Origin of the sequence: Streptococcus gallinaceus (assembly GCF_040545695.1) — a bacterium.
GTDB classification, from domain to species: Bacteria; Bacillota; Bacilli; order Lactobacillales; family Streptococcaceae; genus Streptococcus; species Streptococcus gallinaceus.
The window spans coordinates 253,392-279,923 of sequence record NZ_JBEPMK010000001.1; the positions used below are offsets into that span (position 1 = coordinate 253,392).

25 protein-coding genes and 1 pseudogene are annotated in these 26,532 nt (G+C 42.1%); 21 read left to right on the forward strand and 5 right to left on the reverse strand.

Annotated features, from left to right (window positions below):
• Window positions 1-72: 72 nt before the first annotated feature.
• Window positions 73-900 carry an exodeoxyribonuclease III gene (locus tag ABID27_RS01345; RefSeq protein WP_354279696.1) on the reverse strand — a complete coding sequence of 276 codons (828 nt, stop codon included), beginning with the start codon at window positions 898-900 and terminating at the stop codon, window positions 73-75.
• A 172-nt stretch (window positions 901-1,072) separates the two neighbouring features.
• Here ABID27_RS01345 and ABID27_RS01350 point away from each other — a divergent pair, with 172 nt between their 5' ends.
• Both ABID27_RS01350 and ABID27_RS01355 read left to right on the forward strand, forming a co-directional pair.
• Entirely contained in the window at window positions 1,073-1,348 is a 276-nt protein-coding gene (locus ABID27_RS01350) for an autorepressor SdpR family transcription factor (RefSeq protein WP_253362766.1), read from the forward strand.
• Window positions 1,338-1,976: an SdpI family protein gene (locus ABID27_RS01355; protein WP_354279698.1), complete on the forward strand. Its 639-nt coding sequence runs from the start codon at window positions 1,338-1,340 to the stop codon at window positions 1,974-1,976. Before ABID27_RS01350 ends, ABID27_RS01355 begins: the two co-directional genes overlap by 11 nt.
• Here ABID27_RS01355 and ABID27_RS01360 read toward each other — a convergent pair whose 3' ends face one another.
• Window positions 1,977-2,615: a deoxynucleoside kinase gene (locus tag ABID27_RS01360; protein WP_354279700.1), complete on the reverse strand. Its 639-nt coding sequence runs from the start codon at window positions 2,613-2,615 to the stop codon at window positions 1,977-1,979.
• A 119-nt stretch (window positions 2,616-2,734) separates the two neighbouring features.
• On the opposite strand from ABID27_RS01360, the gene metG reads away from it, so the two are divergent.
• The 3 genes from metG to ahpF all read left to right on the forward strand — a co-directional run bounded on the left by metG (window position 2,735) and on the right by ahpF (window position 7,199).
• Window positions 2,735-4,741 carry a methionine--tRNA ligase gene (gene metG, locus ABID27_RS01365; protein WP_253362778.1) on the forward strand — a complete coding sequence of 669 codons (2,007 nt, stop codon included), beginning with the start codon at window positions 2,735-2,737 and terminating at the stop codon, window positions 4,739-4,741.
• A gap of 126 nt (window positions 4,742-4,867) precedes the next feature.
• On the forward strand, window positions 4,868-5,428 hold the full coding sequence (gene ahpC, locus ABID27_RS01370; protein ID WP_354279702.1) for an alkyl hydroperoxide reductase subunit C: 561 nt from the start codon (window positions 4,868-4,870) through the stop codon (window positions 5,426-5,428).
• 238 nt (window positions 5,429-5,666) lie between these two features.
• On the forward strand, window positions 5,667-7,199 hold the full coding sequence (ahpF, locus tag ABID27_RS01375; protein WP_354279704.1) for an alkyl hydroperoxide reductase subunit F: 1,533 nt from the start codon (window positions 5,667-5,669) through the stop codon (window positions 7,197-7,199).
• A 196-nt stretch (window positions 7,200-7,395) separates the two neighbouring features.
• Here the strand turns inward: ahpF and ABID27_RS01380 are convergent, their stop codons facing one another.
• Window positions 7,396-7,641 carry a hypothetical protein gene (locus tag ABID27_RS01380; protein ID WP_253362784.1) on the reverse strand — a complete coding sequence of 82 codons (246 nt, stop codon included), beginning with the start codon at window positions 7,639-7,641 and terminating at the stop codon, window positions 7,396-7,398.
• Between the two features lie 98 nt (window positions 7,642-7,739).
• Here ABID27_RS01380 and ABID27_RS01385 point away from each other — a divergent pair, with 98 nt between their 5' ends.
• From ABID27_RS01385 to ABID27_RS01410, 6 genes and pseudogenes are all read left to right on the forward strand, one after another.
• The gene (locus tag ABID27_RS01385) at window positions 7,740-8,690 is read left to right on the forward strand and encodes a competence protein CoiA (RefSeq protein WP_253362786.1); all 951 of its coding nucleotides are present in this window, start codon (window positions 7,740-7,742) and stop codon (window positions 8,688-8,690) included.
• A 44-nt stretch (window positions 8,691-8,734) separates the two neighbouring features.
• Window positions 8,735-10,537 (forward strand): oligoendopeptidase F, encoded by a 1,803-nt coding sequence (pepF, locus tag ABID27_RS01390; RefSeq protein WP_354279707.1) that lies wholly within the window; start codon window positions 8,735-8,737, stop codon window positions 10,535-10,537.
• Between the two features lie 42 nt (window positions 10,538-10,579).
• The gene (locus tag ABID27_RS01395) at window positions 10,580-11,101 is read left to right on the forward strand and encodes a GNAT family N-acetyltransferase (protein ID WP_354279709.1); all 522 of its coding nucleotides are present in this window, start codon (window positions 10,580-10,582) and stop codon (window positions 11,099-11,101) included.
• 1 nt (window position 11,102) lies between these two features.
• Complete coding sequence (locus ABID27_RS01400) at window positions 11,103-11,630, forward strand: GNAT family N-acetyltransferase (RefSeq protein ID WP_354279711.1); 528 nt, start codon at window positions 11,103-11,105, stop codon at window positions 11,628-11,630.
• A complete protein-coding gene (locus ABID27_RS01405) occupies window positions 11,627-12,250 on the forward strand; it encodes an HAD hydrolase-like protein (protein ID WP_354279713.1) in 624 nt (207 codons plus the stop codon). The genes ABID27_RS01400 and ABID27_RS01405 overlap by 4 nt, the downstream gene beginning before the upstream one ends.
• Window positions 12,251-12,471: 221 nt before the next feature.
• A pseudogene (locus ABID27_RS01410) lies at window positions 12,472-12,551 on the forward strand (IS200/IS605 family transposase); the annotation flags it as partial.
• Between the two features lie 150 nt (window positions 12,552-12,701).
• Here ABID27_RS01410 and ABID27_RS01415 read toward each other — a convergent pair.
• Together ABID27_RS01415 and ABID27_RS01420 are read right to left on the reverse strand one after the other, a co-directional pair.
• On the reverse strand, window positions 12,702-13,238 hold the full coding sequence (locus ABID27_RS01415; RefSeq protein ID WP_253362796.1) for a hypothetical protein: 537 nt from the start codon (window positions 13,236-13,238) through the stop codon (window positions 12,702-12,704).
• A 70-nt stretch (window positions 13,239-13,308) separates the two neighbouring features.
• Window positions 13,309-13,830, reverse strand: a complete 522-nt coding sequence (locus ABID27_RS01420; protein WP_253362798.1) for a transcription repressor NadR — start codon at window positions 13,828-13,830, stop codon at window positions 13,309-13,311.
• A gap of 108 nt (window positions 13,831-13,938) precedes the next feature.
• On the opposite strand from ABID27_RS01420, the gene ABID27_RS01425 reads away from it, so the two are divergent.
• The 10 genes from ABID27_RS01425 (at window position 13,939) to ABID27_RS01470 (ending at window position 26,522) form a co-directional block, all read left to right on the forward strand.
• Window positions 13,939-14,658, forward strand: coding sequence for an O-methyltransferase (locus ABID27_RS01425; protein WP_354279715.1), 720 nt, complete (start codon window positions 13,939-13,941; stop codon window positions 14,656-14,658).
• A 60-nt stretch (window positions 14,659-14,718) separates the two neighbouring features.
• On the forward strand, window positions 14,719-15,666 hold the full coding sequence (locus tag ABID27_RS01430; protein WP_253362802.1) for a peptidylprolyl isomerase: 948 nt from the start codon (window positions 14,719-14,721) through the stop codon (window positions 15,664-15,666).
• 201 nt (window positions 15,667-15,867) lie between these two features.
• Window positions 15,868-18,486, forward strand: a complete 2,619-nt coding sequence (gene alaS, locus ABID27_RS01435) for an alanine--tRNA ligase (protein WP_354279717.1) — start codon at window positions 15,868-15,870, stop codon at window positions 18,484-18,486.
• 682 nt (window positions 18,487-19,168) lie between these two features.
• Window positions 19,169-19,795: a suppressor of fused domain protein gene (locus ABID27_RS01440; protein ID WP_354279719.1), complete on the forward strand. Its 627-nt coding sequence runs from the start codon at window positions 19,169-19,171 to the stop codon at window positions 19,793-19,795.
• 122 nt (window positions 19,796-19,917) lie between these two features.
• Complete coding sequence (locus ABID27_RS01445; RefSeq protein WP_301282783.1) at window positions 19,918-21,600, forward strand: GspE/PulE family protein; 1,683 nt, start codon at window positions 19,918-19,920, stop codon at window positions 21,598-21,600.
• Between the two features lies 1 nt (window position 21,601).
• Window positions 21,602-22,660, forward strand: a complete 1,059-nt coding sequence (locus ABID27_RS01450) for a type IV pilus twitching motility protein PilT (RefSeq protein ID WP_354279721.1) — start codon at window positions 21,602-21,604, stop codon at window positions 22,658-22,660.
• 6 nt (window positions 22,661-22,666) lie between these two features.
• Window positions 22,667-23,887, forward strand: coding sequence for a type II secretion system F family protein (locus ABID27_RS01455; RefSeq protein ID WP_354279723.1), 1,221 nt, complete (start codon window positions 22,667-22,669; stop codon window positions 23,885-23,887).
• Window positions 23,888-24,115: 228 nt separating this feature from the next.
• Complete coding sequence (locus tag ABID27_RS01460) at window positions 24,116-24,547, forward strand: type II secretion system protein (RefSeq protein WP_253362808.1); 432 nt, start codon at window positions 24,116-24,118, stop codon at window positions 24,545-24,547.
• A gap of 106 nt (window positions 24,548-24,653) precedes the next feature.
• Window positions 24,654-25,151, forward strand: coding sequence for a hypothetical protein (locus ABID27_RS01465; protein WP_354279725.1), 498 nt, complete (start codon window positions 24,654-24,656; stop codon window positions 25,149-25,151).
• A 12-nt stretch (window positions 25,152-25,163) separates the two neighbouring features.
• Window positions 25,164-26,522: a VWA domain-containing protein gene (locus ABID27_RS01470; RefSeq protein ID WP_354279727.1), complete on the forward strand. Its 1,359-nt coding sequence runs from the start codon at window positions 25,164-25,166 to the stop codon at window positions 26,520-26,522.
• The last annotated feature ends 10 nt before the right edge of the window (window positions 26,523-26,532 follow it).

The following is a 26,532-nucleotide window of genomic DNA, read 5'->3' on the forward strand; positions in this document are numbered from 1 at the left end:
TTTTATAGTTTATCACATAGTTGACACGAGGTTGACAAGAAAAAATCCCTATCAATGAGATAGGAATTTTGTTTATAACTCAATTTCTAAGACAATAGGTGTGTGGTCTTGACGTGCGCCAGAGTCAATCATGTCAGAGCGAGTAATCTTGTCTGCTAGTCGTTCTGAAGTGAGCCAGTAGTCAATTCTCCAGCCTGTGTTGTTGATTTTGGAAGTTTTACTGCGTTGAGCCCACCAGCTATAGGCGTTTAGCACATCACCGTGCATATGGCGGAAGGTATCTGTGAAGCCTTTGGCCAATAACTGGGTAAATCCAGCCCGTTCTTCATCGGTAAATCCAGGAGAACGACGGTTGCTATTTGGGTTTGCCAAGTCAATTTCCTTGTGGGCCACGTTATAGTCACCTGTTGCAAGAACTGGTTTTTGTGCGTCTAGGGTAGCTAAGTACGTAGCGTATTGAGCATCCCAAACTTGGCGGTCTTCTAAGCGTCTGAGTCCATCGCCTGCATTTGGCGTATACACTTGAGTGACGAAGAAGTTATCAAATTCCAAGGTGATGATGCGCCCTTCCAAGTCCATGGTTGTAGGTGCACCAATTTCTGGGAAGGTGATGATTGGTGCCAAGTTTTTACGGTAGAGAAACATGGTTCCTGCATACCCTTTGCGCGCCGGTTCGATAGATGAGCGCCAAGCTACGTCGTGGCCGGGGAAATAGTCCTGCAAAATCTCCAAGTGTTTTTTAGTCGGACCTTTGGCAGAGAGTTTTGTCTCTTGAATGGCAATGATATCGGCGTTTTCCGCAACAAGTGTATCGATAACAGCGCGTGATAAGAGTGCGCGTGGCGAGTCGCTGGTCAAGGCTGCGTTGAGGGAATCAATATTCCAAGAAATGAGTTTCATAGTTTTTCCTTTACAATTCAGTATGGATTTATTGTAGCAAAAATCTGACGTCTGTGCGAGTTTCAGGGATTGAAAATTATTTTGAAAAATATCGAAATAGCTCTTGCTTTTTTTAAAAGAAAGGACTACAATCTATTTAGAAATAGTTCTAAATAGAAAAGGAGGAGGACGAATGAGTTTCGCAAAAACATTCAAGGCTCTGTCAAATCCAGTTCGTCGTGAAATTCTTGATTTATTGAAATCAGGAGAGCGTTCGGCAGGTGAGATTTCTGAGTGTTTTCATCTGACAGCTGCCACCATTTCCAATCATCTCAAACTCCTCAAGGAGGCGGATTTGGTACGAGAGCGGCGGGAGAAAAATTTTATTTTTTACGAACTCAACACCTCTGTTTTGGAGGATATTATCGCCTGGGTATCGGATTTGAAAGGAGATTCAAATGAAGATTAACAAAAAATTATTGTGCATCACCTCCTTGGTGATTTGCTTGCCGATTTTAGTGGGACTGTTGGTATGGAAGCAGCTCCCAGCTCAAATGCCGACTCACTTTGGAATCAGTGGTCAGGCGGATGGCTATTCGTCGAAGTTTGAAGCGGTCGTTATCTTGCCTTTGATTTTGCTGGCTATGCATATTTTCACAGTTGTCCTAACAGTGATTAGCCCCAAGTCTGCTAATGTTGGCTCTAAAATGCTCCAAGTGATTTATTGGATGATTCCTGCAGTTGCCCTAGTGGTCCAGCTGTCCACCTTGGTTGTAGCGCTTGGTTATCTCAATAGTCCCAGTGTCCTGATTGCAGCGAGCATCAGTCTGCTCTTTATGGTGATTGGAAATTATTTACCTAAAATTCATCAAAATTACATCGTTGGTATCAAGTTGCCGTGGACCTTGTATGATGAAGAAAATTGGAATCAGACGCACAGGTTGGCAGGAAAAGTTTGGGTGATTTGTGGAGGCTTGTCCTTTGTGACCAGTTTTATTCCCTTGATCGCACCCTATGTTTTTATGGCAAGTGTTGTTGTAATGGTCCTTGTGCCGGTTGTGTACTCTTATCGCATGTCAAAAAAGAAGCCTAGTTGACTAAGCTTCTTTTCGTATGTCTTTCATTTTTTGAGAAATCATCTGGTAAACTGTATCCCAGTCTTGGTCTTGATGAATGTCTAAGTCGTCTGTATGGATGATCATCTTAGGGCAACGGTCGTAGTCCTGATACCATTTTTGGTAGTGGCTGTGCAGCAGACGGTAGTAGTCTTCCAATCCGTTGCCAGGAGTGGGTTGCTCAAAGGAGCGACCACGTTTTTTGATGTTACTCAAAATGTGCTCAAAACTGCCATCCAAATAGACCAGCAAGTCAGGTTGTTCTTTTGGGAAATGAGTGATTTCGTGGACGAAGGTTTCCAGCAATCCTTGGTAGACGCCGTACTCTTCTTGGCTGATTTTTCCTTGCAAGGCATTGATGTAGGTAAAGAGAGCGTCCTCGTAAATCGAGCGGTCTAGGATATTGTTGTCTTGGGCGTAGGCGGCCTTGACAGACTTAAAACGTTGATTGAGGAAATAGACTTGAAGGGCAAAGCCATACTTATCAGGATTTTCATAATATTTATCTAGAATTGGATTGTCATCTACGGGTTCGAAGAATGCCTCGGTACCTAATTCTTGAGCTAAACGAGCACTGTAGGTGGTTTTTCCAACCCCAATCATTCCTGCTAAAATAATCATCGGATTCTCCTTTTCATAACGTTACCGATTATACCACTGGATGGGGAATTTGACAAATTTATGGTATAATGAATTGTTATACTTAGAATAGCCTCCCATTAGGGCTGAAAGGAAAAAATATGACTGAAAAGAATTTTTACATTACCACACCGATTTACTATCCATCAGGAAAATTGCACATCGGTTCTGCTTACACAACCATTGCCTGCGACGTTTTAGCACGTTACAAACGCATGATGGGCTTTGATGTGCATTATTTGACAGGTCTTGATGAGCACGGTCAAAAAATTCAGCAAAAAGCAGAAGAAGCTGGCATTACACCTCAAGAATATGTAGATGGTATGGCAGTTGGTGTAAAAGAGTTGTGGAATCTCTTAGACATTTCTTATGACCAATTTATCCGTACAACAGACAACTATCATGAAGAAGCTGTTGCGAAAATCTTTGATACATTATTGGAAAAAGGGGATATCTACCTTGGTGAATACACTGGTTGGTACTCAGTTTCTGACGAAGAATTCTTTACAGAAAGCCAATTGGCAGAAGTGTATCGTGATGAAAATGGCAACATGATTGGTGGGGTGGCCCCATCAGGACACGAAGTTGAAAAAGTCTCTGAAGAGTCATACTTCTTCCGCATGAGTAAGTACGCGGACCGTTTGAAGGCCTACTATGCAGAGCATCCAGAGTTCATTCAACCGGACGGACGCATGAATGAAATGCTGAAAAACTTCATCGAGCCTGGCTTGGAAGATTTGGCAGTTTCTCGTACGACCTTCACCTGGGGGGTTAAAGTTCCTAATGACCCTAAACACGTGGTTTACGTATGGATTGATGCCCTTTCAAACTATATCACTGCGCTTGGTTACAACAATAGCTTGCCAAATCAAATGGATAAATTCTGGGGAAATGATGACCAACATGAAGTGATTCACATGATTGGGAAAGACATCCTTCGTTTTCACTCTATCTACTGGCCAATTATGTTGATGGCGCTTGACTTACCATTGCCAACACGCTTGGTAGCGCATGGTTGGTTTGTCATGCAAGATGGGAAAATGTCTAAATCTAAAGGGAATGTTGTTTACCCAGAAATGTTGGTAGAGCGCTTCGGTCTTGACCCACTTCGTTACTACCTCATTCGTTCGCTTCCAATTGGTTCAGATGGTACTTTCACGCCAGAAGATTACGTTGGTCGTATCAACTATGAGCTTGCCAACGACCTTGGAAATCTTCTTAACCGTACCGTTGCCATGATTAACAAATACTTTGGTGGTGAGGTTCCTGCCTTTGCGACGGCTACTGAATTTGATGCTGACTTGGCAACAGTTGTAGCTGATAACATCGCAGCCTACCACAAACAAATGGCAGCAGTGGATTACCCGCGTGCGCTTGAAGTTGTTTGGAACATCATCTCTCGTACCAACAAATACATCGATGAAACAGCTCCTTGGGTATTGGCTAAGGATGAAGCAGACCGTGATAAACTGGCGGCGGTAATGGCTCACTTGGCAGCTAGCCTCCGTGTGGTAGCGCATCTTATCCAACCATTCATGATGGAAACGTCAAATGCTATCATGGAACAATTGGGACTTGGCTCTGCCTTTGACCTTGAAAACCTTGCATTATCAGGACTTCCAACAGGTATCAAAGTCGTTGCCAAAGGAACACCAATTTTCCCACGTCTTGACATGGACGAGGAAATTGCCTACATCAAAGAACAAATGAACGCTGGCAAAGCGCCTGTTGAAAAAGAGTGGGTGCCAGAAGAAGTCGAATTGACTTCAAGCAAAGAAACCATTAAATTCGAAGAATTCGACGCTTCGGAAATCCGCGTTGCCGAAGTTATCGAAGTGGAAAAAGTTGAAGGATCAGACAAGTTACTTCGCTTCCGATTGGATGCGGGAGACGCTGACCACCGCCAAATCTTGTCAGGAATCGCTAAATTCTATCCAAACGAACAAGAACTAGTTGGTAAAAAACTCCAAATCGTGGCTAACCTCAAACCACGCAAAATGATGAAAAAATACATCAGCCAAGGCATGATTCTCTCTGCGGAACATGATGGTAAGTTGACGGTCTTGACAGTTGACCCAAGCGTGCCGAATGGTAGTGTGATTGGGTAAGAGAAAAATAAAAAGTTTGTAGAGTTTTCTGCAAGCTTTTTAATATATTTTTATTTTTGGAAACGTTTTAGTGGACTTTTTCTTGATACTTATTTATAATGAAACTAAATAAAAAGGAGGTAACTTATGTCATTAATTGGAAAACCTATTGTTGAATTTTCAGCAGATGCTTATCAAAATGGTCAATTTATTACTGTTTCTAATGAGGATTTGAAGGGGAAATGGTCTATTTTCTGCTTCTATCCAGCTGATTTTTCATTCGTCTGTCCAACTGAATTGGGTGACTTGCAAGAGCAGTATGCTGAATTACAATCCTTGGATGTAGAAGTTTTCGGTGTTTCGACCGATACTCACTATGTTCATAAAGCTTGGCACGATGACTCGGATGTCGTTGGTACACTGGAGTATGCATTGATTGGGGATCCATCACATCAGCTATCTCTTGATTTCGAGGTTCTTGGAGAAGATGGTTTGGCACAACGGGGAACTTTTATTGTAGACCCAGATGGCATTATCCAAATGATGGAAGTTAATGCAGGTGGTATTGGCCGTGATGCAAGTAGCCTTCCTGATAAGGTCCGTGCTGCTCAATACGTTCGCGCACACCCAGGTGAAGTTTGCCCAGCTAAATGGAAAGAAGGAGAAGAAACCCTTACTCCAAGTCTTGACCTAGTTGGTAAAATTTAAGTTTTTTCTCATTTTTAGAAGACTCGGCACTCTCTTCCCAAAAGTTCAATTTTGGGGAAGAGTGACCTGGTTTTCGTACGAACCTATTACAGACAAATTATAATGGTGGGGCGGGGTTTCCCGTCCCATTCTTTTAATGGAACCTAGGCTAGATAAGTTCAGATAAGGTAGAGTTTCTTGTATGTAGCCCGCTACATCTCTCATTTCATCTTGTTTTTATCGTATGAAAGGATTTTTTATGGCATTAGATGCACAGATTAAGGGGCAGTTTGCCCAGTATTTACAACTGTTGGAGGCCGATGTGGTCTTTCAGGTTCAGCTTGGCGAGGATGAATCTTCTCAGAAGGTTCGTGATTTTTTGGAAGAAATTGCAGCAATGAGCGATCGAATTAGCATTGTTCCTGCTAGTCTTTCTAGAACTCCTAGTTTTAAGATTGCCAAAGTTGGTCAAGAGAGCGGTGTGGAGTTTGCTGGTCTACCGCTGGGACACGAGTTTACTTCCTTTGTGATGGCCCTCTTGCAGATTTCTGGTCGTCCACCAAAAATAGAGGATGACTTAGTCAAACGAATCAAGGCTATTCAAAGCCCGCTTCATTTTGAGACCTATGTCAGTCTATCTTGCCATAATTGCCCAGATGTTGTGCAGGCATTCAATATAATGGCAGTCCTCAATCCAAATATCACCCATACCATGGTGGAAGGAGGGATGTTTCAGAAGGAAGTAGAAAGCAAAAAAATCATGGCGGTCCCTGCTGTCTTCCATAGTGACAAACTCTTCCATTCTGGTCGCGCAACTATAGACGAACTGGTGGAGATGGTTGCTGGGCCGATTAGTCAAGATACCTTTGAAGAGAAAGGAATCTTTGATGTATTAGTAGTTGGTGGCGGTCCTTCTGGAAATAGTGCAGCCATCTATGCTGCTCGAAAAGGGATTAAGACAGGTCTGATTGCAGAAACTTTTGGTGGCCAAGTCATGGAAACAGTTGGTATCGAAAATATGATTGGTACCCCGTATACTGAGGGTCCTAAACTCATGGCTCAAGTCGAAGCTCATACCAAGGAATATCCAGTTGATATTATGAAAGCACAAAAAGCCAAATCTATTAGGAGAACAGACTTGATTGAGGTCGAGCTGGAGAATGGAGCCATCCTTAAGACCAAGACAGCTATCCTTTCAGTTGGTGCCAAGTGGCGCAATATCAACGTTCCTGGTGAAAATGAGTTCCGCAATAAGGGTGTAACCTATTGTCCGCACTGTGATGGTCCTCTCTTTACTGGAAAAGATGTCGCTGTAATAGGTGGTGGTAACTCGGGTATCGAAGCAGCTATCGACCTAGCCGGTCTAGCCAAGCATGTCTATGTTTTGGAATTTTTACCAGAGCTTAAGGCAGATCAAGTGTTACAAGACCGCATTGCTGCTTTACCAAATGTGACGGTTCTTAAAAATGTAGCGACTAAGGAAATCGTCGGTGATGAAGAAGTGACAGGATTGGTGTATATTGACCGAGAAAGTCAAGAGGAGCAGATTATTTCTTTGCAAGGTGTCTTTGTGCAAATTGGCCTAGTACCTAATACAGAATGGCTTTTAGACAGCGATGTGGCTCTCAACGACCGCCGTGAGATTATCGTAGATAGTCACGGGGCGACCAATGTTTCAGGAATCTTTGCAGCGGGTGATTGTACGAACTCTGTCTATAAGCAGATCATCATTTCTATGGGGTCGGGAGCAACCGCAGCTCTCGGAGCCTTTGATTACTTGATTCGTCAGTAAAACAAAGGAGCTTGCTAGTAGTGTACAGTTCTCCAAATCGTCGCTAACCTCAACCACGCAAATATATCAGCCAGTGCATGATTCTCTCTGCAAGACATGGTGGTAAGTTGACTCAAGCGTGCCGAATGGGGCGATTATTGGATAATAAAAAAATCAGAGCTTTTGCTCTGATTTTTTTGTGCACTATAAAATTTTCTTACTTTCCTAAGATAGCTGGCATGAGGACCAAGTAGGTGTAGAGCATGTTGGCAACCGCGATTGCGATACCGATACCGTTTAGGATGATTTCCAATTTGTAATCATGAGCTGTCGCTTTTTTGCCGTTCAAGGATAGGACAAGTCCGATAATCCCACAGATAAGACCAACGATTGCAATTAGCAAGCTAAAGATGATTGAGACGATGCCCAAGACAAGAGGGGCCTTTGATTTAGGTGTTTCCATTTTTCAAATCTCCTTTGATAAGATAGTTTTAGTATAGCAGTTGTTGCTTTGGAAGTCAAACAACTTTTAATTACGAATAAGTAGTAAAAGGAGGTTCTATGCTAGTTGCTTACGATAAAATGGGGACGTTGGTCAATCTGGTGCAAACTGTGCCAGCGGATAGAAAAGGGTACGTTTGCCCAGCCTGTCAAGCTGCTGTTCGTCTGAAACACGGCTCTGTTATGCGGCCGCATTTTGCACATGTCAGTCTGGAGGACTGTCAGTATTTCTCTGAAAATGAGTCGGCCCAGCACTTGGAGTTGAAGTCAGTCCTCTACCAGTGGGCTAGCCAGACGGCAGAAGCTGGGATAGAAGTGGTTTTGCCAGAAATTCAGCAAATTGTAGATGTTTTGGTTGATGGTCATTTGGCGCTGGAGGTGCAGTGCTCAAGTTTGTCTATTGACCGGCTGCGTGAGCGGACGACCAGCTATCGCAAGGCGGGTTATCAGGTTCTCTGGCTTCTCGGAAAAGACTTGTGGCTGAAAAAGTCCTTGAAACCCTTGCAAAAGCAATTTCTATATTTCAGTCAGAACATGGGCTTTCATCTCTGGGAGTTGGATGTGGAGAAGAAGGAATTGCGCCTCAAGTACCTGATTCATGAGGATTTGCACGGTCAAGTTCAGTACAGAATCCGGTCGTTTGCCTTTGGAAAAGGGGATTTGCTGAGCATTCTTCGTTTACCTTATAGTCGTCAACAGTTGGTTTCTTTTGAGGGGAAATTGGATCCCAACATCTGTCACTATGTGGCGCAGCAGCTTCATTATCAGACACCCAAATGGATGCGACTGCAAGCACAGGCTTATGAAAATGGGAAAAATTTGTTGACCTACAAAACAGAAGAATTTTATCCCCAAGTCCGTTTGCCACAGAGCTTCATTGGATTTGCGCAGATTAGTCAGGATTTGTCGGCACTTTATCAAGATTTTAATGCATTTTACAAAAAAGTAAAGAATAAAAACCACCAAAAACTCTATCCACCAATCTACTATAAAATGTCCTGTAAGCGCTAAAATGTGCTATAATAGGAATATTAAGGTCAAGAAAGGAAATGAAAATGACAAAACAACGTAATGAAATTGATGACAAATACAAATGGGATTTAACCACCATTTTTGCAACGGATCAAGCCTGGGAAGCCGAACTAGCAGCTATCCAAGAAGAACTTGAAAAAGCCAAAGACTTTGTAGGTCATCTCTTGGACTCAGCAGCCTCTCTCTTAGAAATCAGTGAGTTCCAACTTGGTCTCATGCGCCGTATTGAAAGTCTCTATGTCTATGCATCTATGAAAAATGACCAAGATACGCGTGAAGGCATCTATCAAGAATTCCAAGCCAAGGCAATGGGAGTTTACTCAGCTTATGGTCAAGTTTTCTCTTTCTACGAGCCAGAATTTTTGCAAATCACTGATGAGCAATTGGCAGCTTTCTTAGAAGAAGAACCAGCTCTCAAACAGTACAAACACCAATTTGAAACACTTTTGGCACAAAAAGCTCATGTATTGTCTCAAGAAGTAGAGGAAGTCTTGGCTGCAACTAGTGAAATCTTTGAAGCGCCATCTGAAACTTTCTCTATCTTGGACAATGCCAGCATCCAATTCCCAGAAATCGCGGATGAAGATGGTCACTTGGTGCCATTGTCACACGGTAGCTACATTTCATACATGGAGTCAAAAAATCGCGACGTTCGTCAAGAAGCTTACGAAGCCATGTATGGTACCTATGAGCAATTCCAGCATACTTATGCGAAGACTTTGCAGTCCAATGTCAAAGTTAATAACCTAAAAGCTCGTTTGCGCAAGTATAGCTCTGCTCGTGAAGCAGCCTTGTCTAACAATTTCATCCCAGAATCAGTCTATGAAACTTTGGTCGCAGCTGTTAACAAGCATTTGCCACTCTTGCATCGCTACATCAACCTCCGCAAGGAATTGTTGGGCTTGGATGACTTGAGAATGTACGACATGTACACACCATTGTCAGAAACAGACTACAAGTTCACTTATGAAGAAGCGCTTGCAAAAGCAGCGGATACCTTGAAAATCTTTGGCCCAGAATACTCTGCCATCGTGGATAAAGCATTCAGCGAGCGCTGGATTGATGTTCACGAAAATGAAGGAAAACGCTCAGGTGCCTACTCAGGTGGTGCTTACGATACCAATGCCTTTATGTTGCTCAACTGGCAAGATACCTTGGACAATCTCTATACTTTGATTCATGAGACAGGGCACTCACTCCACTCTATGTTTACCCGTCAAAATCAACCCTATGTCTATGGACATTACTCTATTTTCTTGGCGGAAATTGCTTCTACAACCAATGAAAATCTCTTGACTGAGAAACTCTTGGCAGAAGTGACGGATGAGAAGACACGCTTTGCTATTTTGAACCATTATCTCGATGGTTTCCGCGGCACAGTCTTCCGTCAAACTCAGTTTGCAGAATTTGAACAAGCAATTTACAAGGCAGACCAAGAAGGTCAAGTCTTGACAGCAGAATTTCTCAACCAATTGTACGCAGATATCAATGCGAAATACTATGGATTGTCAGCCGAAGACAACTACGAAATCCAATTTGAATGGGCACGTATTCCGCATTTCTACTACAATTTCTACGTATATCAATACTCAACAGGCTTCGCAGCTGCTTCAGCCTTGGCCAACAAAATCACATACGGTACAGCTGAAGACAAGGAAAACTACCTCAATTACCTCAAGGCAGGAAATTCAGACTATCCACTCGAAGTCATCAAAAAAGCAGGCGTGGACATGACAAAAGAAGACTATCTCAACGATGCCTTTGCTGTATTTGAAAAACGCTTGACTGAGCTAGAAGAACTTGTTGCAAAAGGTGTGCATAAATAATAAAAAATCCCTCAGGGGATTTTTTGTCCATTTGGAGGTACTATGGAAATTAGAAGATTAGACTTGGCAGACGAAACGGCTTTTCTAGAATTTAATCAGCTCTTGCTAGCAGAAAAAGAAGCAGGACAATCCTTTATCGAAACCAAGGAAGTGACAGATTTTGCGGCGTATGTTCAGAAGTTGACAGACCAAGAAAGGCTAGTGGAACATCCAGATTGGTCGATGGTCACATCCTATTTTGCCTTTGTTGATGGCCAAGTTGCTGGTAAGATTTCTTGCCGTTGGGAATTAGAAAAAGGAAACCTGGCAGAAATCGGAGGCCATATCGGTTATGCAACGTCCCCTCGTTTTCGCCGTCAGGGGATTATGAAAGGTCTCTTGTACTTTGCCTTTGACCGTTACTTGGAGCGCGGTATTGACAAGATTTTTATTACGGCTTTGGAAAATAACCTTCCCAGCCGAAAAACGATTGAAAGTGTCGGTGGTGTCTTGCAGGATGTGATTGACCTCGAAGACGGAAAGCGACTAGCACGGTACTGGGTAGATATCAGAAAAGGAGGCTAGTATGGACATTCGCAAATTAGAATTGAGTGACCAAGAAGCCTATCGTCGCTACGAAGCAGCTATGTTGTCAGATAAGCAGGGCAATCCTTTTGTCGAGTTGGAATTCGTCGAAGACCTAGAACAAGCTATCTTAGATGGGCAACAGTCTGAGGTCAAGCAAGCAGGACAAACCTGGTCTCCCTATTCGACGTATTATGGTTTTATTGATAATGAGATTGTAGGGATGGTGCGCTGTTTTTGGGAGGCTGATAATTCTACAGTTCTTGATTTAGGTGAGGTGGGCTACATGGTACATCCCCATTATCGGTGGCAAGGAATTGCTCAAGCACTTTTGGCATTTGCCTTGGATTTATTTGAGAAAAAAGGCTATGAAAAAGTCTCTGTGGCAACCGACCGTGACAATCTTCCCAGTCGTGGCTTGATTAAAAAAATGGGGGGGCAATTGGAGAGCATTAGGCAGATTCACTATTTTGGTCAGTCCATGTTAGCAGCCAAGTATTGGATTTATCTAGGAAAGGAAAATACATGACAGTAACGTTTGTGTGGGATTTGGATGGGACCTTGATTGATTCCTATCCTGCCATTATGCGGTCTTTAGAGGTCACCTATGCCCATTACGGGTGGGAATTTGACGGGGAGAAGTTGCAGGACTATATTTTAGAATTCTCAGTTGGACAACTCTTGGGAGAAATGGCGCAAGAGCATCAGCTGGATGCCCGTGAGGTCAAGACCTTGTATTCGGCGGATTTGAAAAAGCGTGATCGAGAATTACAACTATTTCCAGAAGCGCAAACTGTTCTCGACTGGACTCGCTCGAAAGGCGTTGCCAATCATATTTATACCCACAAGGGGGACAACACCCAGCATGTCTTAAAAATGTTGGGCATCGAGTCCTACTTTACAGAAGTTCTCCACAGTCAATCTGGCTTTGCACGCAAGCCGGCTCCAGAAGCTATGGATTACTTGGTGGAAAAGTATGATTTGGATAGGCAGCAGACTTATTATATCGGTGACCGCAAGTTGGATATGGAGTTTGCTCTCAATAGCGGTGTGCGCAGTATCAGCTTGACGCAGTCGGATAGTCCAGATAATTTTTTTATCCATTCCTTATATGAAGTACCCCCAAAAATCTCTATTTCTAATCTGTAAAACAAAATCTGGCATTTGAATAAGTTCAGGAGTTCTATTGGTGACCGTAGTCCGTTTTGCTCCAAAGGCGCGAAAGAACTATTCGCCATTTGAGTTCGTATCAGCGCCGGTTATACAAAAAATCTTCCATCGGAGTACAGTAAAGGTGTTTAAGCCTATTGTAAATCGAAAGGAGAAAAAATATGGCATAAAAAACGCATAGTTTATCGCACAAAAATTGGATGCGTAAATATCACATTATCTTTACCCCTAAGTATAGGCGAAAAATTATCTATAATCACAATACAGAAAAAGTTTAGGTGTGCCCTTATTCTGCTTCGTTGAGAAGTTGGTGACGAGTCAAGAACAGAGAGGCTTGAACAAAGTGAAAGCCAGCGTCTTTAGGTGCTAGCTGGTAATATGGGCTTATAGCCCTTGTAAAAACCACCCGTTTTCACGGGTGGTTTTTACTTTATGAAAAGTGAATTCCAACTCGATGCTTGAGAACACCAAAGAGAGAATGGGCCAAGTAAAAATCAATGATGCCATGAATTAATGATCCCAGTCCGATAAGTACTAATAAGTACCAAAAGTAATTAGGATTGGGATTTTCAGTAACTGCTATAGCATAGACGACAGCAAATTCAGTCAATCCATGTAACACGTTTAGGAATAGGGCGGAGAAGAAAGTGAGGGAAGTTTTGTGTAGTAAGAGAGGGTGTTTTTGAAAAATAGAGGCGCCCACTGTAGCAAAGATAAGATGGGAAAGAGCACGCAGGACGATAATCATTGGAAAGCCAGCCATAAAAAAGCCAAGTGCTGTCCCTAAGGCAACGATTATAGCAATCGGAAGAGAGAGAAATAGTGCAATGAATAGCGGGACATGGCTGGCAAGGGTAAATGATGCTGGTCCAATTATTAATTTGATAGGCATAATCATTGGAATCAGAATACCAAATGCAACCAATATTGCAGTAAAAGCGAGCGATTTTGTTTGTCTTTTTTTCATTGTTGTTTATCTCCTTTGTGAAATAATTATAAATAAAAACATTACAAGTGTCAAGACACTTGTAATGTTTTTATTCTTCATTCCATAATAAATGTGCGGCTGCCAGGCTCTTCTTAATTTCTTCAAATTGATTTTTGGAAGCACAGGAAATCGTATGAAGATGAAGTCCCTGAGTCAAGCTTGATAGTAGGGTGGCATTTGAATTCTTCATTTCCTTGATGAAATGATAAACATCCTCACGTGTTTCAATGTTAAGAACAGCAGTCAACATACCATAGATAGGATGTTCTACTTGGACATCAAGAATGCTCCCTCCCTGATTGACAATAAGCAGCATTTCTTTTTCTGTATCTAGAGATTGATGGGAGCAGACAACTTTTCCTAAAAATGCATGTGAGTTCTTTGTCGGGGATAAAAGATAGCCTCTATGTGTGGATAAAATATCATGGTTTTCAGCACGTAACAGAGCAATATCTCCCACAATAATTTGCCGGCTCACGGATAAATGTTTCGCCAAATAACTTGCTGATATGGGGCGATTGGCATTTGATAAATAGTCAATAATCAGTTGGCGTCGTTTTGTAGCTTTCATAGAACCTCCTAGTCTTTCTTTACATCATATCATAAATGAGATTTTTAGTCGCTAGATTACAAAATGAAAACTTTGAAAAAACTACATAAATACGCTATACTAGAAAGCATGGTTGAATCATACAGTAAAAATGCAAATCACAATATGCGACGTCCCGTTGTCAAGGAAGAAATCGTTGATTTTATGCGGACGCGCCAGGCTCAAAATCAAGGTTTTCTGAAAGACTTGGAAGACTTTGCTCGTCAAGAAAATATTCCTATTATCCAACACGAGGTGGTAGCCTATTTTCGCTTACTTCTGCAGACAATGCAGCCTAAGAATATCTTGGAAATCGGTACGGCTATTGGATTTTCAGCGCTTTTAATGGCTGAAAATGCTCCTGAGGCTCACATTACGACAATTGATCGCAATGAAGAAATGATTGGCTTGGCTAAGAAAAATCTTGCCCAGTACGATAGCCGCAAGCAGATTGAGCTCTTGGAAGGCGATGCTTTAGACCTCCTTCCAACCTTGCCAGATAACCAATATGACTTTGTCTTCATGGACTCAGCTAAGTCTAAGTATATCGTCTTTTTACCAGAAGTTTTGAAAAAGGTAAAAGTGGGTGGTATCATTATTTTTGATGATATTTTTCAAGGTGGAGATGTGGCGCGAGATATTATGGATGTGCGCCGTGGACAGCGGACTATTTATCGAGGTCTGCAACGATTATTCGACGCAACCTTGGACAATCCAGACTTGACGGCCAGCTTACTGCCATTAAGTGACGGCTTACTCATGCTTCGGAAAAATAGTGAGACGATTTCATTGCCTATTCAGGAAAATTAAGCAAGTTTTAAGCTTTTATGTTATAATGATAGGGTTAACGAAAAAAGGAGTATTTTCAGAATGAAAACTAAAAAAATTCTAGCAGGTGCGGTGACACTCTTAGCAGCAGTCACACTTGCAGCTTGTAGCTCAAACGGTAAAGACATCATTACGATGAAGGGTGGTTCTATCACAACTTCTGAGTTTTATGATCGTGTGAAAACTAATTCAAGTGCTCAACAAGTATTGCTTGAATTGGTCATTTCTGACGTTTTTGAACAACAATACGGTAAAAAAGTGACCGATAAAGAAGTAGACGAGTACTACAACAAAATCGCAAAACAATACGGCGATTCATTTACCGCGGCGTTGACTTCAGCAGGTTTGACAACAGACACTTACAAAAAACAAATCCGTGCCAATATGTTGGTGGATTACGCTGTAAAAGAAGCAGCTAAAAAAGAATTGACAGATGCTAACTACAAAGCAGCTTATGATGCTTACACACCAGAGGTTTCTGCTCAAATCATCAAATTCTCAGATGAAGCAAAAGCAAAAGAAGTATTAGCCAAAGCACAAGCTGGTGAAGACTTTGCACAACTTGCAAAAGACAACTCAGAAGACACTGCTACTAAAGAAAAAGGTGGCGAAGTGAAATTTGACTCAACGTCAACAAGTGTTGCAACAGAAGTGAAAACAGCTATTTTTGCCTTGGAAGAAGGCCAAGTTGGTGCTTCAGTTGTGAAAGTAACCGATGCGTCTACTTACAAAACAAGTTACTATGTTGTGAAATTGAACAAGAAAACTGCTAAGTCAGAAAACTGGAAAGATTACAAGAAAGTCTTGAAAGAATCGATCTTGACCTCTAAGCAAAATGACTACACGTTCAAAACAAGTATTATTTCAAAAGCCTTGAAAGATGCCAATGTTAAAGTGAAAGACTCTGCATTCTCAAATGTATTGTCAAGCTACATCACAACAGACAAAACAAGCAAGAGTTCAACTTCAAGCTCTTCATCAAGCAAATAATCATAAGAATGGTAGAAAGGAATCTTTCTTCAGAAAATTGGCGGTTGTTGCGAGCCATGAAAGACCGACTACTTGCTACTTATGACAGGATACAAATGTAAATAATAAGAGGATGACAAGTTCATCGAATGAAGGTGGTACCGCGGTTTTTCGCCCTTCGTTTGATTGGATTTGTCATTTTCTCGTAAAATAGGAGACATCATGAAACAATTATCATCAGCACAAATTCGCCAAATGTGGCTTGATTTCTGGAAATCAAAAGGTCACTCAGTAGAGCCATCAGCAAATCTGGTTCCTGTTAATGACCCAACCCTTCTCTGGATCAACTCAGGTGTAGCAACCCTTAAGAAATATTTTGATGGTTCCGTTATCCCTGAAAATCCACGGATTACCAATGCGCAAAAATCAATCCGTACAAACGACATCGAAAATGTTGGGAAGACAGCTCGTCACCATACCATGTTTGAAATGCTCGGAAACTTTTCTATCGGAGATTACTTCCGTGACGAAGCTATCGAGTGGGGCTTTGAGTTGTTGACAAGCCCAGAATGGTTCGGATTTGACAAAGATAAGTTGTTCATGACCTACTATCCAGCGGATACAGATTCATACAATCGTTGGATTGCTTGTGGTGTTGAGCCATCTCATTTGATTCCAATCGAGGACAATTTCTGGGAAATCGGTGCGGGTCCTTCAGGTCCAGACACAGAGATTTTCTTTGACCGCGGAGAAAGCTTTGACCCAGAAAATATCGGTATCCGTCTCCTTGCAGAGGACATCGAAAACGACCGTTACATCGAAATCTGGAACATCGTTTTGTCACAGTTCAATGCTGACCCAGCTGTTCCTCGTTCAGAATACAAGGAATTGCCGAATAAAAACATTGATACGGGCGCAGGTCTTGAGCGTTTGGCAGCCATTTTCCAAGGTGCTAAAACAAACTTTGAAACAGACCTCTTCATGCCGATCATCCGTGAGGTGGAGAAATTGTCTGGCAAGACCTATGATCCAGATGGGGACAATATGAGCTTTAAGGTCATCGCTGACCACATCCGTGCCCTGTCATTTGCCATCGGTGATGGTGCCCTTCCAGGAAATGAAGGTCGTGGTTATGTCCTTCGTCGTCTACTTCGTCGCGCTGTTATGCATGGACGTCGTCTTGGTATTAACGAAACTTTCTTGTACAAATTGGTTGTAACTGTTGGTCATATCATGGAAAGCTACTATCCAGAAGTGCTTGAAAAACGTGAGTTTATCGAGAAAATCGTTAAACGTGAGGAAGAAACATTTGCTCGTACAATTGACGCAGGTAGCGGTCACTTGGATTCTTTACTTGCTGACTTGAAGACAGCCGGTCAAGATATTCTTGAAGGAAAAGACATTTTCAAACTTTATGATACCTATGGATTCCCAGTTGAGTTAACAGAAGAATTGGCAGAAGATGCCGGTTATAAGATTGACCACGAGGGATTCAAAGCAGCCATGAAAGAGCAGCAAGACCGTGCGCGTGCGGCTGTTGTCAAAGGTGGTTCAATGGGTATGCAAAATGAAACCTTGGCAAGCATCACTGAGGAGTCTGTTTTCAGCTACGAAGCAACAAGCCTTGAAGCGAACTTGTCTGTTATCGTTGCAGACAATGAGCGTACTGAAGCCGTGTCAGAAGGTCAGGCCCTCCTTGTCTTTAGCCAAACACCATTCTACGCTGAAATGGGTGGACAAGTTGCTGACCACGGTATCGTGAAAAATGACAAGGGTGACACAGTTGCGCGTGTGATTGATGTCCAAAAAGCACCAAATGGTCAGCCGCTCCATACGGTAGAAGTATTGGCGAGTCTGTCAGTTGGTACCAACTACGTACTTGAAATTGACAACAAACGTCGTTTGGCTGTTGAGAAAAACCATACAGCGACACACTTGCTCCACGCAGCCCTTCATCAGATTATCGGTGAGCATGCGACTCAAGCGGGTTCACTCAATGAAGAAGGTTTCTTGCGATTCGACTTTACGCATTTTGAAGCGGTAACAGCAGAAGAATTACGTGCGATCGAAACACAGGTTAATGAAAAGATTTGGGAAGCTCTTCCTGTGACAACAATTGAAACAGACGTTGAAACGGCTAAGTCAATGGGCGCAATGGCTCTCTTTGGTGAAAAATATGGTAAGGTTGTACGTGTCGTTACCATCGGAGATTACTCTGTTGAACTTTGCGGGGGGACTCACTTATCCAACACATCTGAAATCGGCCTTTTCAAGATTGTCAAAGAAGAAGGAATTGGTTCAGGAACGCGTCGTATCCTTGCCTTGACAGGTCAAGCAGCATTTGAAGCCTTCCGCCAACGTGAAGATGCCCTCAAAGAAGTAGCACAAACGCTTAAAGTGCCGCAGTTGGAGCAAGTTCCTGCTAAGGTCGTTAGCCTTTCAGAAAATCTACGTGATCTTCAAAAAGAAACAGCTGAATTGAAAGAAAAAGCTGCAGCAGCCGCAGCTGGTGACATCTTCAAAGATGTCAAAGAGGCAAATGGCTTACGCTACATTGCAAGCCAAGTATCTGTCTCAGATGCCGGTGCGCTTCGTACTTTTGCAGATAACTGGAAGCAAAAAGACTACTCAGACGTTCTTGTACTCGTCGCAGCTATCGGTGAGAAAGTCAATGTTCTCGTGGCTAGCAAGTCAGCTGACGCTCACGCAGGCAATATCATCAAGGCCCTTGCTCCAATCGTTTCTGGACGTGGTGGTGGTAAGCCAGACATGGCCATGGCCGGTGGTAGTGATGCAAGCAAGATTGCAGAACTTCTAGCAGCTGTTCCAGCACAATTTTAATGATTCAAAAATCCATGTTTTTAAACATGGATTTTTTTGTAGTCCATCATAATGATAGTAGATTTCACGAGTGAGGGTAGAAGGATGACATCTAGCTGATGGCCCCTTTCAGTCTAAGAAGTGACTTGTTTTTTGAAGAAAGTGATGCGCCGCCACGGGTCAGATGTGTGGTATCAATATCATACTTTATTGTATAATTAGTAGTAGACATATTGATCATTTTTCTATACTTGGTGTTCTAACCGTTAGTATAGTGGATAAATATGCCTTTTTTTATGCACTTTATTTTACAATACAGTGAAATTTATTTTTTTATAAGATAGAGAAAATGCAAGGGAAAAATCTTTAAAAAAATGGGGAAAAGGATACAGATTATAGTTGATAATTTATAAATATTTTTATATGTTTATGCCGTTTTCTCATTTTTGGTCTTATAAATGCGTCGGATTTTGAGAAAAAACACCTAAAACATAGAAGTTAAACGACGGATTTGATGTGTTATAATCTATCAGGGTTGTTTGGTGTAGGCGTTTTCTATTTGCTAATACTAAGCAGCTAGTCAAAATAGATGGAAAAGATGGAAAGGGGTCAGATGGGATTATTAAACTTTTTAATGAAAAAGCCGAAATCGGAAGAGAGTATAAATACTTATCAAAATACAGCAAGTGACTCCGCAAAAGAGATGTCATCAGAAAATGAAACATCTCCGCAAAAGATTCCAGCTGGTTGGCAGTCTATTACAGATGCTTTTTTATTGTCTTATCCAGGACAAGATAAACCACGACAGTTAAGCGCTAGTCCTTCTCGCTTAGAAGGTGGAAAGCATAGCTTGGAGGGAATTACTATCTATGATGCTGGAGATTACTGGCATTTTGTAACCTATGGCTTATCGGATGTATATGATCAAGGGACAGATACGACTAGCTTTGGGATGGAATTTACGTATAAGCTGAAAAAATACCCTGACGACAATGAAGAAAAGGTCATCATTGGCACTGCAAACTTATTGAAAAGTTTAGCGAGTTTGACACGTGAAAAGGGTGAACTCTTTGGTCCATACGAGTATGTCTATACCGGTCAGACAGAGGGAGTTGACGTAGACCAACAGTCCCTGTTGACAGGATTTATCTGTGTTCCAGATGATACAGTAGAAAAAGTTCAGACGCCAAATGAAGAAGTCCGGTTTATTCAATTTGTCGGAGTAACAGATGCAGAACTACGCAGCTTGACAGATAGCCAATCGGTGCAACGTTTATATAGTGAGATACCAGATTTTATTACAGACTATCGTAGACAGTCTTTGAGATAAATACAACACAGCAATTTTCTAACAATTTCAGTGAGGAATTGTGGTAAAAAATTTTGCTAGCAAAATTGTATCGTTGTTCGGATGCAAAAACACAAGAGTATAAACAAAAATAAAGAAAGGTGATGAGTGATATAGAAATTTTAGAAATAATGGTCCGTTCGCGCTTAATCAGCGAGGGTGATAGACAAAATATCATAAACGAAATGAAAGAAACGGATACTTCTCTTGAAAAATATCTTTTGAAAAAAAAGTATGTCAATGAAGAAGATTTGCTGAAAGTGTTAAGTTACTACTACAAAACACCTCAAGTCAACCTTTCTCAGTTTTCGATTGATAAGGAAGCGGTAGCTAAGGTAACCGAAAAAATCGCACGTCGCCACTGCTTGATTCCAATTGCCTTCACAGAGGATATGGAGCCAAGACTTATCGTTGCGATGGCAGATCCAAAAAACTACATCGCCTTGGATGATGTTCGAATTGTATCGAAGATGTCGATTGAACCACACATTGGTTTGAGTGACGATATTCAAAAATATATTGACCAGTATTATTCACAGGGGGATGCGGCCCACCAAGCGGCGACAGAGATTGAGGGCTTTGGTGTTGAAGATGATGTCGTAGAAGAAGATATCTCAATCAAAAATTCACCTGTAGTACGCTTGATTGACTCGATTGTTAGTCAAGCTATCAAAACACGGGTATCAGATATTCACATCGAGCCATTTGAAAAAGTTGTTCGTGTTCGTTTCCGTGTGGATGGAACACTGGTTGAAAATATGCAATTAAAGGCTTCTACGCATTCTGCTATTGCGACACGGATTAAGATTATGAGTGGCTTGGATATTGCTGAACGTCGTATTCCACAGGATGGTCGGATTGAGACTACGATTGATGGACGTGAAGTGGATATGCGTGTGTCTGTTCTTCCAACTGTTTTTGGTGAGAAGATTGTTATTCGGATTCTGAATCGGAACGCGACTCTTTTGAGTAAGGAAGAACTTGGATTTTCACCGGCCAATGAAAAAATCTTTGATGATATCTTGAAAGCACCTGAAGGAATTATTTTGCTGACAGGGCCAACGGGATCTGGTAAAACGACCACTCTTTACACAGCCTTGCGCGAGTTAAACGATGTTGGAAAAAATATCATCACTGTTGAAGACCCGGTAGAGTATAGACTAGACGGAGTCAACCAAGTGCAAGTGAATGTCAAAGCAGGTTTGACATTTGCCAGTGGTTTGAGAAGTATCTTGCGTCAGGACCCGGATATTGTCCTACTGGGAGAAATTCGGGATGAAGAGACAGCAAGTATCGCTGTTCGTGCCGCTATTACAGGTCACGTCGTTCTTTCTACAATCCATACCAACGATACAGCTTCTACTGTCAACCGTCTGGTGGATATGGGAATTAAACCTTACTTGGTTTCAACAGCTACTGTTGGTATTATCGCACAGCGTTTGATTAAGCGGATCTGTCCGAAATGTAAAACGGCTTATACCGTTGAAGGAAATCAATATCAGCACTTAGGCATCCATCATGGAGACAAGCTTTACAAGGGTGAAGGTTGTAACTATTGCGGTGGGACTGGCTACTATGGTCGTATTGCGATTCATGAAATCATGGCTGTTACCAAAGAAATAAAAGCCATGATCAACCAAGGTGCGACAACTGCTGAATTGCGCAATCAAGCTCGTTCACAAGGGATGAGAGATTTGTCAGAAGAAGCAATAGAGACAGCCAAAAATGGGATAACGACAATGGAACAAGCAATGAAGATTGCCTTTAGTCTAGAGGGAGAAGCCTAAGATGAATTTAGATGGATTAATCAAACAAGCCATTGAACATGGTGCGTCGGATATTCATTTTACGGTGGGGGCTGAGCCAACGATGCGTTTGCACGGGAAGCTAATGCCCATTACCGATGAAAAGATGACAAATACGGACACGGTTCGATTTGCCAAAGAAATACTAACAGAAAAACAAATTCAACACCTACTTGAAGTGGGAGAAGTTGACTGTGCCTACGAAGTTGATAACGGTTTCCGTTTGCGGGTCAATATCTTTAAACAACGAAACAACTCTGGGATTGCCTTGCGGGTTATTCCAAATCAAATTCCTAGCATGGAATCCCTCGGATTGCCAGCAGTTATAAAAAAATTGGCTGAAAAGCGTCGGGGGCTGATCTTGGTTACAGGACCAACTGGTTCAGGGAAATCAACGACCCTAGCCACGATGATCGACTATATGAACGAGCTACGTGATGAGCATATCATCACCATCGAAGATCCGATCGAGTACATGCACACACATAAGCAGTGCTTGGTTAACCAGCGTGAGCTTGGTGCGGATACACAAAGTTTTGGAAATGCCCTTCGTGGTGCTCTCCGTCAGGACCCGGATGTCATCCTTGTAGGGGAAATGCGGGATAAGGAAACCATCGAGATTGCCCTTCGTGCGGCAGAAACGGGTCACTTAGTTCTTTCTACACTCCATACGGTCGGAGCGGTCAATACAATGGACCGTATTATTGATGTCTTCCCTGCCGAACAGCAAGAACAGATTCGTGTTCAGCTCTCTGCCGTTGTAGAGGGAGTTGTATCTCAGCAATTGATGCGTACTTCAAATGGGAAAGGGCGTGTGGCAGCATTTGAAATTATGCTGGCAACACCTGCGGTTCGAAACCTTATCCGTGAAGGAAAAACTCACCAATTGTTGACGCCAATCCAAACGGGAGCTAGTCAGGGCATGATCACAATGGACACCTCTCTACTTGGACTCTATCGTCGCAATCTAATTGATCGCAAGACCTTGCTTTCTTACGCAGTAGACCGTGAGCAAGTTGAAAAAGCAGTCATGATGGGGTAGAAAACCATGGCAATATTTATATGTAAATATCTTGACGAAAAAAATCGAGTTCAAGTTTTAGAACTGGATGTAGATTCTAAAGGCGAAGCTCTAGCCCAGCTCCGATTAAAAGGTCGTCCCATCAGTGTGGAAGAAAAGGGACTTGGTTCAACCGAGATTACACTAGGTGGACCTAAAAAGGTCAAAATAACAGATATTTCCCTTTTCTGTAAGCAGATGTCTGTTATGTTGGAAGCCGGTATTCCGCTTAATAATGCTGTGGATATCATGGAGCATCAAACGACCTCTAAGCCTCTCAAAGCTGCTCTGAAAAAAATGAGTACTCAGCTCAAAGAGGGGAATCAGCTTTCTCAAACGATGAAAGCGCAAGGTAAGGTTTTCCCTAATCTCCTTGTCCGTATGATTGAAGCAGGTGAAAAGACAGGTAAAATCGATGAAGTTTTGGAAAAAATGTCCGTTCACTATACCAAAGAAGTCAAAATCAATCGTCAGATTACAGGTGCTATGATTTATCCGGCAATCTTGAGTTTGCTAGTTATCGGTGCGGTCTTTGTCCTTCTCTATGTCGTGGTACCGTCCTTTAAGGATATTTTCGAGAGTGGAGGTGTGGAGTTGCCACTACCGACACGGATCGTCCTCTTCCTCAGTAATTGGGTCCAGTCCTACTGGTACATCCTCTTGCTGACGATTATTGGTGGAACCTTTGGCTTTCTTAGCTACCGTAAGACAGAGGCAGGGCGCTTTCAGCTTGACCTACTCAAACTGAACCTTCCGATTATCAAAACTTCTATCCAAAAAATTATCACTGCTCGCTTTTCAAGTACACTAGCGACGCTAACTAGTGCGGGCATTCCATTGGTAGATGCTTTGGAAGCAGCTGCTTCAACGACCAACAATAGTGTGGTGGTGGATAAGATTGATAAGGCTAGCGAGGGAATCCAAAAAGGTGAAAATCTGACTGAGATGATTGGCCAAACTGAACTCTTTCCTCCAATGATGCTCTCCATGGTTAAAATCGGAGAGGAGTCAGGTTCACTAGAGTCCATGCTTCATAAGACCTCTGCCTACTACGAGGAAGAACTCGAAGCTGCCATTAAGCAGTTGCTCTCCCTCATGGAACCAGCCCTCATCATCATCATGGGGATTGTTATTGGTGGTATCGTAGCCTCTATCATGCTTCCATTGCTCGGTCTCGCAGGAGCGGTTGAGTCAGGCGCTGGTCAATAAACAAAAAAACTTGGGAGTTGCAAGACCTTCCAATAGACAAACAAAACTGGCACTGGAGATGACCATAGGCCAGTGATTGAAGGTTGAGACTGGTACAAACTATCCTAGCCTTCCCTCAATTACCTATGGCTCCTCTCAACTGCCCCGCTTACTTTGAGAGTTTGTAGAGTCTCTCTAACTATCAAGCGGGTCAGACCTATACATTTTGAAAAAGAAAAGGAAATAAACATGCTAAGTAAATTACAAAACATCCGTCGCAACGCTAAGAAAAAAGGGTTTACCCTTGTCGAGTTGGTCGTAGTTATCATCATCATCGCCATCATCGCTGCTGTAGCCCTTCCACGTATCGCTTCTTTCCAAGAAAGTGCTCGTAAATCACGTATCCAATCTGAACACCGTCAGTTGGTAACAGCTATTCAATCACGCATTGCCCAAGCAGCTGAACCAACAACAGAGTATGAAAAAATTACTAAGCTTGACGATCTCAAAGATTATATGAATATCAAAGGTGGAACTGTGACTTCATCTGTTGAGAAAAACAATAAACAACCTGCTCACGTAATCGCTGATGGAAAACTAACTTCAACTTATACTAATCCAGGTGATTCTAGCAAAAATGATACATGGGAATATGTTTTTAGCCCAGCAGGGAAAAAATAAATAATAAAAAATAATCTATAAAACTCTACCCCGACGTTTCGTCGGGTCTTATCAAAGGTCTGATACACCTCATCAGGCCTTTGATAAGACTATAGAGGAGGAACATATGATCAAAACTATCCGAAAAAAAAGAAAAGGTGGGACCTTGTCCATGGTGATCGTTATGATGGTCATCGTGACAGCCACAGTTGCTCTGATGGCAGGAGTCTTAAGCACAGCCAACCGACAGACCCTACGGAATTATTACTATCTGGATGCCAAGTATGTCGCGACATCGGGTAGTCAGTTGGCGTTGGGAGCTTTCTTTGAGGGCGATGGTAAAAAGTCAGACCTCTACACTGAATTTTCTGAACGAGCCAACCGACAGAAAACTTCAGAAGAAAAAGTAACAGCTACTCATCAATTTGAACATGGTACAGCAGAGATCACCATGACAGGTGAGTTTAGTCCACAGACTAGCCGTTCTAAAAACGACTACTATGTCGTCCTTACGTCAAAAGCAAAAGTTGGAGATAGTGATGATTACTATGTACATACAGTCCGTTTTAATCTGGAAAATCCAGCTTTGAGAACAGAAAAAAGTGGTATTCGCCACTCCAAATAGAAAGAGGGAAAAATGAAACAGGCAAAAAGAGGGTTTACACTCGTTGAACTTATCGTCTCTATTTCACTAATTGCAGTGGTTTCACTTGTGCTAGGTGTCATTTCTCATACGGTCTTTGCTAGCAAGGATTTGGTTGACAAGGAAGCGACCATACAAGCAGAAGTTCGAACCAGTATGCAGGCTGTAGATAAAAGTGTCCAAAATGCTACAGCCATCTTCGTCTTAGATGATTCAAAATACGATGGTGATACCAAAAATATGAAATCTGGCTGGAGTTACATCGGCCTCACAAAAGATAAAAAAAATCTAGTTAACTTTTCTTGGAATAAGGCAAAAAATACTTGGGATGAAGTTAAGTTAGGAAATCGCCATCTCTACGATATTACGATGGACCTCAAGTTCTCAAGTGACGACAACTACCAAGATAACCGCTTGGTGAACTACGAAGTCAAGGGACAGTATACTAATACGAATAAAAAGTTTGCCTTAGATTCGGCTTCCGTCGCTCTCAATACAAAACAAGTTTTCTCCCACGTTGCTAGAGACAAGCAAGGGGTCGCCATCGCTTACCGTAATGACCCTATCGAAGGGCAGATGAATACAGCCATCAGTTTTGTCTTTGATACATCCGGTTCGATGGGATGGGATATCAACGGAAAAAACATTACTCGTGTCAAACCTTCAAATGTCAGAATGACTATTTTGAAAGACAAAGCAAAGAATATGATTGATGAATTGACTGAATTGGGAAACGTTAGCGTCAATCTAGTACAATTCTCAACTCTAGGGGGCTACATCCAAGAGGAATTTGTTGATTTGAAGTCTGGCTCAGATACCATCAAGCAAAATATTCAGAATATGAAACCAGATGGAGGGACGAATCCTGGTGACGGACTTCGACACGCTATGGTTAGTCTTCAAAAAAATCCCGCTCAATTCAAGTATGTTGTCCTCTTAACAGACGGAGTTCCTAATATCTATACAGTAGGAAAGTATGACTCAAAACGAAAACGGTCCGGTTACAAAGATGTATATGATTATGTCAAGCCACAGTTTGATTTGTCAGACAAAGTAGGAAGCAGTGCTAGTAAAGATTTTTACTATGGAACTGGGGAATTTCTTCAACAGGCTGTAACTTATACACAAGAGGTATCTAAAACCTTTGGGAAGGGCGTTCGTCGTGTCAGCATGATCGGTTTTTCTGGGGTAGCATCTGAAAAAGCCTACGGTCAGGCACTTACGAAAGGTATTAAAAATGACCACGTCGATGCAAACTACTATGATGCATCTAATCAAGAAGAGTTGGCAAAGGTCTTTTCAGATATTAAAAAACAAATTGAACAAGATCTCTGGTTTGTTGTAGGTCCATAGTGAGGTGATA